Origin of the sequence: Sphingomonas sp. (assembly GCF_042096255.1) — a bacterium.
Lineage (GTDB): Bacteria > Pseudomonadota > Alphaproteobacteria > Sphingomonadales > Sphingomonadaceae > Sphingomonas.
Window position 1 is genome coordinate 1 of record NZ_JBELLZ010000098.1, and the last position, 10539, is coordinate 10539.

Consider the following 10539-nt stretch of genomic DNA (forward strand, 5'->3'; position numbering starts at 1 on the left):
GCCCCTTGCGTATATTCCCCCTTGAGGACGTGGGGGATGCCGCAAGCGAACTCGACCACTTCGAGACCGCGCTGGATATCGCCCTTGGCGTCGGCGACGACCTTGCCATGTTCGGAGGCGAGCAGCTCGGCGAGGGACTGCATCTCTGCCTCGACCAGCTCCTTGAAGCGGAACATCACGCGGGCGCGGCGCTGCGGGTTGGTCGCCGCCCAGGCGGGCTGCGCCGCCTGCGCCGCGGCCACCGCGCGGTCGAGATCGGCGGCGGTGCCGAGCGCGACGCGCGCCTGGACCTGGCCCGTGTTGGGATCGAAGACATCGCCGTGGCGCGCCGCGCTGCCGCCCGCGCCGCCGGCGATGACATGGTCGATGGTCCGCATCGTATCCTCTCCTCTTTATGCCATCCTACCGCCTGCAAAGCGCGCGGTGAACGGTTGATTGTCGCAGTGCCGGCCTGCATTTTCGCAGGATGGACTGGGATGACCTGCGCGCCTTCCTGGCGCTCGCCCGCGCGCGGCGGCTGGAAGGCGCGGGGCGGCTGCTGGGGCAGAACGCCACCACCGTCGCGCGGCGGATCAAGCGGCTGGAGGCGGCGCTCCAGGCGACTTTGTTCGAGCAGACGGCCGCGGGCCACGCGCTGACCGCGACCGGGCAGCGGCTGCTGCCCCGCGCGGAGGGGATGGAGTCGCTGGCGCTGGAGGCGCAGGCCGGCGCCGGCGCCGCGGATGCGCTGAGCGGATCGATCCGGCTGAGCGCATCCGAAGGCTTCGGCTCGCAGGTACTGGCGCCGGCGCTGCCGCGCTTCGTGGCGAGCTATCCGCGCGTGCAGGTGGAACTGGTCGCCTCGACCGGGTTCCTCAACCCGTCGCGGCGCGAGGCGGACATCGCGATCATGCTGGCGCGGCCCAAGAGCGGGCCGCTGACGGTGAGCCGGCTGACCGATTATGCGCTGGGGCTGTATGCCAGCCCCGCCTATCTGACCGAGGCGGGGACACCGGCACGCGTGCCGGACCTCGGGCGGCACCGGCTGGTCGGCTACGTCCCCGACCTGATCTACGCGCCCGAGCTACAGTACCTGCGCGAGATCGACGCGGACCTGTCGCCGGCGATCCAGAGCTCCAGCATCAACGCGCAGGCGCAACTGGTGGCGAACGGCGCGGGGCTGGGCGTGCTGCCCTGTTTCATCGGCGATGCCATGCCCGGGCTGGTCCGAGTGCTGGCGGAGGCGGTGGACCTACGCCGCAGCTTCTGGCTGGTGGTGCATCGCGACGTGCGGCGGCTGGTGCGGATCAGCAGGTTCGTCGACTGGCTGCACGCGGAGATCGCCGCGGCGCGGGCGCTGATGCTGGGGCGCCTGCCCGATCGGTGACCGCGCCGCCAGCCACGGCCACGCCGGTGCCTTGCGGTGGATCGCGCGGCACAGCTGGCTCATCTGCACCACCGCGCCGATGCTGGCGAGGCCGAGCGCCTCGACCAGGCCGTAGCCGAAGCCGAGCACGGCACAGGCGACAATCGTCGCGCCGGTGATCAACGCCCAGCCGATCAGGCGCAGGCGGCGGCTTTCCGGGGCGCTGCGGCGAGCGCCGAACAGGTGCGGCTGGTGGCGCGGGTCCGCCGCGCACAGGCAGGCGAAGGCGGCGAGCATCGTGAGGAGGAGCGCGAGGTGGATCATGCCGGCACCGCGCGACGCGCCGAGGGGCGGACGAAGGGTCCCGCGGCGACCGCGCGGCGGCAGGCGAGTGCGAAGCCGGCGGCGAGCGCGAGCATCATCAGGTCGAAGCCCGCGAACACCCAGTCGCCCGCGGCGAGGCTGGCAAGGAGGTTGCGATCGGTGGTGAGCGCATTGACCAAAGGCACCGCAGCAAAGGCGAGCGCCGCCACCGCCAGCGTCTCGCGCCACGCCAGTCGCGTCGGGCGCAGCGCCGCCCAGGCGAAGGCCGCGCCCCAGGCGATGAACAGGGCGTCGATCTCCGCATCGGCGCGCCCCGCCATGCCGACCGGGAGCAGCCGGTTGGCGAGAAAGTAAGTGGCGAGGCCGATCGGTAGGCCGACGATCGCGCCGACGTTCAGCTTCTCCACCAGCACCAGCCCGAAATGGCCGCGCGCGCCCTGCTTGAGGCGCGAGCGACGCTTCAGCGCCCACAGCACCAGCCCCGACGCGACCATCACGCAGCCGGCGAGGCCGGAGACGAAGTAGAGCCAGCGCAGCAGCGGCCAGGCATAGCGCCCGGCGTGCAGGCCGATCATCACGCTCTCGGTCGCGCTCGCCGCACCCTTGGGCTGGAAGACGGAGAGCAGGCGGCCGGTGGTGCCGTCATAGGTCAGCGATGGGACGCGCACGCCCATCTGCCCGTCGAGCGCGCCGGTGACGATCACGCGCGCGGTGCGGTCGCCGGGGTTGAGGACGCGCACCGCACCCGCGGGGGTGCTCAGACGCTGCTCCGCCGCCGCGAGGATCGGGCGCAAGGGCGCCTGCGCGGCCGCGCCGGTCCGTTCGGGCGGCAGGGGATAATAGAAGGCCGTCTCGAAATATTTCGACTGGTCGGCGAAGTTGGCGGTTACCGCCCAGGGCATGTAGGTCACCGCCAGCGAGACCAACCCGGTATAGGTGATCATCAGCACGAACGGCAGGAACAGCACGCTCGACACATTGTGCGCGTCCAGCCAGCTGCGCTGCCCCTTGCCGAGCCGCATCAGGAAGAAATCCGCGATGATCTTCTTGTGGGTGACGATGCCCGAGAGGATGGCGATCAGCATCGCCATCGCGGCGATGCCGACCAGGTAGCGCGCCCACATCACCGGCAGGTAATGTAGGTCGAAATGGAAGCGGTAGAGGAAGAAGCCGCCGCGGGTCTCGCGCGCGGCCACCTCCTGACCGGCGCCGTCGAGCCGCGCGGTATAAGGCGCATCGGGGGGCGCCTTGGGGCCGTTCTGCCAATAGAGTTCCAGCCCCGCCGCGCGCCGGCCACTGGACAGCACCGTCACCTCGGGCACGTCGGGCACCTTGCGGGTGACCCAGGCGACCGCATTCTCGAAGCCGGCGATCCGGTCGGTCGTGGTCGCCTGTATCTCCGGCGTCATCCAGCGGGTGGTCTCCTCCTGGAAGAAGGCCGAGGTGCCGGTAACGAACATGGCATAGAGCAGCCAGCCGAGCAGCAGCCCGGCCCAGGTGTGCAGCCAGGCCATCGATTGGCGCAGCCCCTGCTTCACAACCGCCCCGCCTGCACGAGCAATGCCCAGTCGAGCGCGCCGATCGCCGCCCCCGCCGCGACCATGCCGAGCGCGAACCGCCAGCCCGAGCGGACCGCGAACGCCGCCATGGCGACCAGCGCGAAGAGCAGGAACGACAGGAGGGTCGCGCCCAGCGCAGATTGCGCCGGCCCGCCCGGAAGCAGTCGCGCGAGCAGCACGGTGACGAGGCTGGTCAGCACATAGTTGAGCGGCACCGCCGCCGCGATCCGCAACGCCATGTCGATGCGCCGATGTCGCGCCGCCTTGATCGCTCCGCCGATCATGGCCGTGCAGTTGCAAATATGAGAGTGATACGCAATAGCCTAGCCGACAAAGCGTCCGGGGGGACACGACATGAAGATGATTTCGAGCATGCTGGGACTGCTCGCCACCGTGGCGGCATCACCCGCACTGGCACAGGAGTCGGCGCCGCAGCAGCCCGGCGAAGCGACCGCGGAGACCAGCGCGCCCGGCAACGACATCGTCGTCACCGCCACCCGCGACACCGATTCGCCGCTGCTGGAACAGGCCGGCGCGGCCACCTCGCTCAACGAATCGGTGTATCGCTTCTCGGGCTCGACCCGGCGTGCCGACGTGCTGCGCACCGTGCCGGGCGTCACCGTGCTCGATCTCGGCAACCGGTCCACCATCGTGGTCCGCGGCCTGGCGACAGCACCCGACGGCGACCCGAACGGGTCGGCGGTGCAGAACTATCTCGGCGGGGTCGCGCTGTCGGGCCTGGGCGGCTCGCGCGAGCTGACCGACATCAGCAATTATGACATCGAGCGGATCGACGTGCTGCGCGGGCCGCAGGGCTATGACGGCGGTGGCGGCGCGCTAGGCGGCATCGTCCGGCTGGTGCCCCGCCCGGCAGACACGCACGAATATTCGGGCTATGCCGCCGCCTCGGTGCGCGACGTGCGCTATGGCCGGAACTTCGGCTGGGAAGTCGATGGGTTCGTCAACCTGCCGATCGTGCGCGACACGCTGGCGCTGCGCGTCACCGGCTATGCCAATCGCGAGGAGAGCCCCTACCGGCTCGCGCCCGAGGGCCGGCAGTCGAAGCCCGGCCGGGTCCGCGGCGGGCGCGCCTCGCTGCGCTACGAGCCGTCGGACGCGCTGACCATCGACCTGCGCTACGTTTATGACGACCGCGACCTGCCGGACCTGTCGCGCTCGGTGGCGGACCTGGGCGACTATGTCACCAGCGACTTCCGCGAGACGGAAGGCACTCGCAGCCATCTCGGCTGGGCGGAGGCTGACTGGCGGCTTGGCTTCGCGACACTGAGCTACGTCGGGAGCTATGGCGACGTCTATCGCCGCGACGATTATTTCGCGTCCTTCTACAGCGGCCCTGACGGCGAGCAGATCGAGCCGCGCACGGTGGAGAAAACCCGCTCGACCACGCAGGAGCTGCGCCTGGCCGACCAGGACGGTACCGGCCTCGACTGGGTGGTCGGCGGCTATTTCGAATGGCGCAAGCGCGACAGCGACACGCGCTACTTCGTGCTCGGCACGGAGACGCAGAGCCCGGTCCTGTCGTTCGACCCGGCGATGCCGAACCAGACCGCCGACATCCGCAAGTCGGAAGAGGAGACCCGCGCCGGCTTCGGGGAGGTCAGCTATTGGGCAACGCCGACGCTGAAGGTCACCGGCGGCCTGCGCTACCAGTGGAACAAGCAGGACAATCGTTACATCGAGGAGTTCGAGGACGGATCGCCGCCCACCGATCCCTCCCCCTATGCCAACGTCCCCAGCACCGGGAAGCTGTGGTGGAAAGGCAACGTCACCTGGACGCCGTCTCCCCGCCAGCTCTACTATCTCCAGGTCGCGCAGGCGAACCGTCCGGGCGGGCTGAACTACAGCCAATTCCCGGCCGGCTGCGATCCGGCGGCGCTCGCCCGCGTCCGCCAGTTCTACAATGGCGACCGCATCCGCACCTATGAGAGCGGTGCCAAGGTGCAGGACGCGGGCGGGTTCGCGACGGTCAACGCCAGCGCCTATTATTCGGACTGGCGCGACGCGCCCGTCTATGCGGCGGTGCCCTGCGAATATGTCACCAGCGTCCTCGACAATGTGAAGAGGATGGAGGCGTACGGCGTCGAGTTCGACGCAACGCTGCGCTTCACCCGCGCGCTCTCCACCACGCTGACCGCGACCTGGGCGGAGACGCGCATCGCGGAGGTTTATCCGAACTTCGGCGGTGGCGAGGTGGGCGAGCGGACGCCGGGCAACCCGACCTGGAAGCTGAGCGGCGCGCTCGACTATGTCACGGACATCGGCCCGGACCTGCGGCTGTTCGCCGGAGGCCGCGTCGATTATCTCGGTGCGTACAAGAATGCGCTGTCGATGGACTGGTCGAACCTCGCCGCGATCACCGGCTTTCCTGGGATCGACGGGGTGATGGAAGATGGCACGCATCCGAACGGCCTGGTGCGCTACACCGATCCGGGTGCGGGCGACTATGCGCTGGTGTCGGCGCGGATCGGCCTACAGTCGCGCGACTGGACGGGCAGCCTGTTCGTCGACAACCTGTTCGACAGCCACGCGCGCACGATCATCAACGTGCTCGACTATACGCCCGCCTTCGACGCGACCCTGACGCGGGTGACGCCGCGCACCATCGGCGTGCGGGTGGAGCGGCGGTTCTAGGGACTGGTACCGGCCTAAAGCCCCTCCCGCGATGAGGCTGGATCGGAATTCATCTCGACCCCACCACCTCCGCCACATGCCGCAGCTTCTCCGGGTTGCGGACGATGTAGATCGCCGCGATCCGGCCCTCGCGGATCTCCAGCGCATTGGTCTGGAGCACGCCGCCCCGGTCGATGCTGAGATAGCCGGGCAGACCGTCGATCGTGGCGGCGCGCAGCCATTCGGGGTTGTAGCCCGGCTTGCGCGCGACGCCGGTGAACAGCCGCACCGCGCGGTCGAGCCCGCGGATGACGTTCAGGAAGGCGATGACCTTGCCGCCGCCGTCCGAATGGATCGCGACGTCCTCGGCAAGCAGCGCGGTGAGCGCCGCGGCATCGCCGTCGCGCGCCGCGGCGAAGAAGGCGCGGGCAATCCGCTCCCCTTCCTCCGCCGGCACCGCGAAGCGCGGGCGCTCGTCGCGGACGTGGCGGCGCGCGCGCGAGGCGAGCTGGCGGACGGCGGCGGGCTCCCGGCCGAGCGTCGCAGCGACCTCGGGCAGCGCCACGTCGAACACGTCGTGGAGCAGGAAGGCGGCGCGCTCCAGCGGCGACAGGCGCTCCATCGCCAGCATCAGCGTGAGCGTCAGGTCGTCGGCGATCGCCTCGTCGGGGTCAGTGGTGCCGAGCAAAGGCTCGGGCAGCCAGGCGCCGACATAGGTCTCGCGCCGGGCGCGCGCGGACTTGAGCTGGTCGAGGCACAGGCGGGTAACGGCGCGGGTCAGATAGGCGGCGGGCGTATCGACGCCTGCCTCCACCCGCGCCCAGCGCAGCCACGCCTCCTGCACGACATCCTCGGCCTCGCTCACCGAGCCGAGCATGCGATAGGCGAGGCGCAGCAGGCGGGGCCGCTGCGCCTCGAAGTCCGCGAGCCGCGTGTCAGGCGGCGGCACGCAGCCCCTCCATCGGGTGGGCGACGCGGAAGCCGGCCTGGAGCCGGTTCCACACGTTGATCGCGCCGATCGCGAGCGTCAGCTGCACCTGCTCGGCCTCGCTGAACGCGGCCTTGAGCGCCTGATAGTCGGCGTCTGGCGCACCGGTCTCAGCGAGGAGCGTCAGCGCCTCGGTCCAGCCCAGCGCCGCCCGCTCGCGGTCCGAGAACAAGGGCGATTCGCGCCAGGCGGAGAGGAGGTAGAGCTTCATCTCGGGCACGTCGCGCTCGCGCAAGGCGGTGGTGTGCATGTGGATGCAGAAGGCGCAGCCGTTGATCTGCGAGGCGCGCAGCTTGATCAGCTCCAGCAACGCCGGATCGAGGCCGGAGGCGTGCAGCGCCTGTTCCAGCGCGACCATCGCCTTGATGCCGGCGGGGAAGAGCGCGTGGGGGTTGTCGAGGCGGGGCGTCATGGTGGGTCTCCTTGGTTCGAGCGGTGGCTCGGTAGGAAGACGAGACGGCATGGCCGGGTGTGACATGGCCGGTGCGATTTCTCAAACGTGTGGCCGCGGGAACCCGGCCCGGCGCCCCTCGTTGGCGGCGCGATGACGCGCTTCCTCCTGCTCGCCGCGCTGGCCGCGGCCCCGCTCGCCGCGCAGCCGCGCACCCCCGCGACCGATGCGGTGCGCTGCTCGATCGACTATGCCCCCGCCAAGGCGTGCCGGCTGACCGACACCGTGGCGGGCGGCGGAATGCACCGGATGGTGTTCGAGGCGGGCGGGCGCCGACACGTGTTCGTCGGCCGCAAGCAGACCGGCTGGTGGGCGGGCAAGCTCGATGGGCGGCCGGCGATGGGTTATGAGCGCAACCGTGGCAACATGGTGCTCTCCACCTATGACCTCAAAACCACGCTCAGCTGGTGGTATCCGGGTCAGGAACACGGCAGCTATTGAGGCGTCAGCCGAAGATGGCGGGCGGCGCGCGGTGGTGGGTCGCCCAGTCTTCCCAGGCGACGTCGGTGGGCGCGATCGCCTTGTCCACCACGGTCCAGCCATCGCCCTTGCGCCGGAGCAGCGCCGCATAGGTGCGCGAGGCGGCGCCATGCTGCGCGGCCTCCGCGAAGGGCGTGCCCGCGTAATCGACCGGGGCGCCGCCGGGCCCTTCCATCTCCGCGCGCAAGAACGCCCAGTCGCCGCTGGCGGCGAGGTGGGCGACGCGGAACAGCACCGGCTTGCCCAGCGCCTCCGCCACCGGCACGCGCGCGCTGTCGAGGATCGCCTTGCGGGTCGCCGCATCGACCGGACTGGTGGCTGCCGCCGTCGCCATGATCGTCACTCCCAACATCCCGGTCACCCTAGCGCCGCTTGCCTCACCACAAGCGAGCGGAGCGACGAGCGGTTCCGCGCGTGCGGCCGCTGACCGGAATGGCGCTGGCCGCGCGCGCCTATGCGGCGGCGCGGTGGCGGGAGCGGACCTTGCGCTCGCGCGACGCGGTAGCGCGCTACCAGGCGCGGCGGCTGCGCGCACTGGGGCGGCACCTTGCAACGTTGCCCTTCTATGCCGGCATCGACCCCGATCGGCCGGAAAGCTGGCCGGTGATCGACAAGGCGGTGCTGCTGGCGAACTTCGCCGCGATGAACGTCGCGGGATTGGAGCTGGCCGAGGTGCGCGCGGCGCTCGACCGCGGCGAGAACCGCATCGGCCGTTGCACGGTGGGGCACAGCACGGGGACGAGCGGCAACCGCGGCTATTTCGTGATCAGCGATGCCGAGCGCTATGTCTGGCTGGGCACCCTGCTCGCCAAGGCGCTGCCCGATGCCCTGTGGCGGCGGCACCGGGTGGCGTTGGCGCTGCCCGGCTTCTCGCGCCTCTATGCGGCGGCGGAGGGGGGCAGCCGGGTGCGGCTGGGGCTGTTCGACCTTGACGATGGCGTGGACGGCTGGGCGGATCGCTTCGCCGCCTTCGCGCCCGACACGATCGTCGCGCCGCCCAAGGTGCTGCGCCTGCTCGCCGAACGCGGGCTGATATCGCGCGGCGCCACCGCGTTCAGCGCGGCGGAGGTGCTCGACCCGGTCGACGCCGCGCCGATCGCGGCCGCCACGGGGCTCCCGGTGCGGCAGATCTACATGGCGACCGAGGGGCTGCTCGGCGTCTCCTGCGCGCACGGCACGCTGCACCTCGCCGAGGATGCGGTGGCGTTCGAATGGGAGCCGGCGGGCGCGCTGGTGCAGCCGGTGATCACCGATTTTACCCGGCGCGCGCAGGCGATGGCGCGCTATCGCATGAACGACCTGCTGCGCCTGTCGGACGCGCGCTGCCCGTGCGGGTCCGCCTTCCAGGCGGTGGCGGCGGTGGAGGGGCGGCGCGACGACATCCTCCTGCTGGGGGGCGTGGCGGTGACGCCCGACGTTCTGCGCAATGCGCTGCTCGATGCGGACCGGCGGATCGACGACTTCCGCATCGTCCAGACCGGCGCGGAGGCGATCGTGGTGGCGCTGCCGGAGGGGATCGACGGCGAGCCGGTGCGCGCGGCGCTGGCGGCGGCGCTGGCACGGCTGGGGGCGAGCGCGACGATCACAGTGGCGCACGACATCCCGCCGGCGAACGCGACCAAGCTGCGGCGGGTGCGGCGGGAATGGAGCCCGGATCAGAGCAGCATCTCCGCCTCATAGACGCGCGGCTCGGGCGGTTTCCCGTTGGCGAACGCCCAGATCGCCGGCCCGAGGAAATCGAGCGGGCCGATCGCATACGCCCCCTCGCGCGACATTTGCGCCGCCAGCGCGCGGCGGTCCTGCGCCAGGATCGGGCGGTGGAACGCCTTGAGCAACACGCGCTTGAGCCACGCCGGCAGCCGCCCGCGCGGGGTGGCGAAATGCGCATAGGGGCGCGTCACCCCGTGGTCCTCGGGCGCGAACACCACCGCGATCGACAGGCGCAGGCCGCGCGGCCCCTCGAACGCCACCTCGCCGGTCAGCGGCGGCCAGAGCCGGCCGATGCTGGTGGTGCGATGGCCCTCGAACAGCCGCGGGATCAGCCCGGTTGCCTGCGTCTGCTCGTGGTAGGTCGCCGAGGCGCGATCCGCCTCGATCCGCACCGCGACGCGAGTGGGGACACGCTTGTCGGGCGCGCGGACGATCCAGGGGTGGACGTGGTGGGGATGCGCGGGATCGAGGTGGTTTTCCAGCGCGTCGAGCACCCGCGCCGGCGAGGCGGCGGGCACCCACCAGAAGCGGTCGAGCGCCGGATCGGTCAGCACCGGCGGCAGCCGCGGGAAGGCGCCTTCGCCCAAAGTCGTCCAGACCAGCCCCGCCGCCACCCGCACCGGCAGCGCCGCGGCGTGGATCGAAGGCACCTCGCGCGAGCCCGGCACCGCGCGGCAGACGCCACCTGCGCCGAACGCCCAGCCGTGATAGGGGCAGACGATCCGCCCTTCGCGGACCCGCCCGCCCGAGAGCGGCATACCGCGATGCGGGCAGCGATCGCGCAGCACCACCGGGCCGTCCTCGCCCGCGAACACCACCAGCGGCTCCCCCAGCAGCCGGCGCGCGAGCGGGCGGCGGCCGAGCCGTGCCAGCTCGGCGACCGGGTGCCAGCCGGCGGCGATGGCGGCGGGCCAGCTCACCAGCCGTGCCGGCGCATCAGCGGCACCGCCCAGCGCTCCAGCCCTGCCGCCAGCGCGGCGACCGCGAGGCGGCGGGCGCGCGAGAGATGGCCGGCATGCATCGCCCAATATTCGATCACCCCGCGCGCGCC

Annotated in this window: 11 protein-coding genes and 1 pseudogene; 4 read left to right on the top strand and 8 right to left on the bottom strand. The window is 71.3% G+C overall.

All coding sequences use genetic code 11. From position 1 onward, the window contains the following. A partial coding sequence (locus ACFDTH_RS15125) for an aldehyde dehydrogenase family protein (protein WP_375288391.1) occupies positions 1-377 on the bottom strand: 377 nt, incomplete at its 3' end. Positions 378-466: 89 nt separating this feature from the next. On the opposite strand from ACFDTH_RS15125, the gene ACFDTH_RS15130 reads away from it, so the two are divergent. Next, on the top strand, positions 467-1366 hold the full coding sequence (locus ACFDTH_RS15130) for a LysR family transcriptional regulator (RefSeq protein WP_375288392.1): 900 nt from the start codon (positions 467-469) through the stop codon (positions 1364-1366). A gap of 63 nt (positions 1367-1429) precedes the next feature. On the opposite strand, the pseudogene ACFDTH_RS15135 reads toward ACFDTH_RS15130, so the two are convergent. The 3 genes and pseudogenes from ACFDTH_RS15135 to ACFDTH_RS15145 form a co-directional block, all read right to left on the bottom strand. After that, positions 1430-1669: pseudogene (locus ACFDTH_RS15135) on the bottom strand (DUF3325 family protein); the annotation flags it as partial. Beyond that, positions 1666-3207 carry a PepSY-associated TM helix domain-containing protein gene (locus ACFDTH_RS15140; RefSeq protein WP_375288393.1) on the bottom strand — a complete coding sequence of 514 codons (1542 nt, stop codon included), beginning with the start codon at positions 3205-3207 and terminating at the stop codon, positions 1666-1668. The pseudogene ACFDTH_RS15135 and the gene ACFDTH_RS15140, both read right to left, overlap by 4 nt. Then, positions 3204-3512 carry a hypothetical protein gene (locus tag ACFDTH_RS15145; RefSeq protein WP_375288394.1) on the bottom strand — a complete coding sequence of 103 codons (309 nt, stop codon included), beginning with the start codon at positions 3510-3512 and terminating at the stop codon, positions 3204-3206. Before ACFDTH_RS15145 ends, ACFDTH_RS15140 begins: the two co-directional genes overlap by 4 nt. Positions 3513-3582: 70 nt before the next feature. On the opposite strand from ACFDTH_RS15145, the gene ACFDTH_RS15150 reads away from it, so the two are divergent. Beyond that, positions 3583-5880: a TonB-dependent receptor gene (locus ACFDTH_RS15150; RefSeq protein WP_375288395.1), complete on the top strand. Its 2298-nt coding sequence runs from the start codon at positions 3583-3585 to the stop codon at positions 5878-5880. A 49-nt stretch (positions 5881-5929) separates the two neighbouring features. On the opposite strand, the gene ACFDTH_RS15155 is transcribed toward ACFDTH_RS15150, so the two are convergent. Both ACFDTH_RS15155 and ACFDTH_RS15160 read right to left on the bottom strand, forming a co-directional pair. Next, positions 5930-6808, bottom strand: coding sequence for a sigma-70 family RNA polymerase sigma factor (locus ACFDTH_RS15155; protein ID WP_375288396.1), 879 nt, complete (start codon positions 6806-6808; stop codon positions 5930-5932). Beyond that, positions 6795-7259 carry a carboxymuconolactone decarboxylase family protein gene (locus ACFDTH_RS15160; RefSeq protein WP_375288397.1) on the bottom strand — a complete coding sequence of 155 codons (465 nt, stop codon included), beginning with the start codon at positions 7257-7259 and terminating at the stop codon, positions 6795-6797. The genes ACFDTH_RS15155 and ACFDTH_RS15160 overlap by 14 nt, the downstream gene beginning before the upstream one ends. A 132-nt stretch (positions 7260-7391) precedes the next feature. Here ACFDTH_RS15160 and ACFDTH_RS15165 point away from each other — a divergent pair, with 132 nt between their 5' ends. Continuing rightward, positions 7392-7739 carry a hypothetical protein gene (locus ACFDTH_RS15165; protein WP_375288398.1) on the top strand — a complete coding sequence of 116 codons (348 nt, stop codon included), beginning with the start codon at positions 7392-7394 and terminating at the stop codon, positions 7737-7739. Positions 7740-7743: 4 nt separating this feature from the next. Here ACFDTH_RS15165 and ACFDTH_RS15170 read toward each other — a convergent pair whose 3' ends face one another. Beyond that, positions 7744-8112 carry a hypothetical protein gene (locus tag ACFDTH_RS15170; protein WP_375288399.1) on the bottom strand — a complete coding sequence of 123 codons (369 nt, stop codon included), beginning with the start codon at positions 8110-8112 and terminating at the stop codon, positions 7744-7746. A gap of 80 nt (positions 8113-8192) precedes the next feature. Here ACFDTH_RS15170 and ACFDTH_RS15175 point away from each other — a divergent pair, with 80 nt between their 5' ends. Then, a complete protein-coding gene (locus tag ACFDTH_RS15175) occupies positions 8193-9458 on the top strand; it encodes a hypothetical protein (RefSeq protein WP_375288400.1) in 1266 nt (421 codons plus the stop codon). Here the strand turns inward: ACFDTH_RS15175 and ACFDTH_RS15180 are convergent. Beyond that, the gene (locus ACFDTH_RS15180; RefSeq protein WP_375288401.1) at positions 9434-10408 is read right to left on the bottom strand and encodes a Rieske 2Fe-2S domain-containing protein; all 975 of its coding nucleotides are present in this window, start codon (positions 10406-10408) and stop codon (positions 9434-9436) included. The genes ACFDTH_RS15175 and ACFDTH_RS15180 overlap by 25 nt on opposite strands. Positions 10409-10539: the final 131 nt, after the last annotated feature.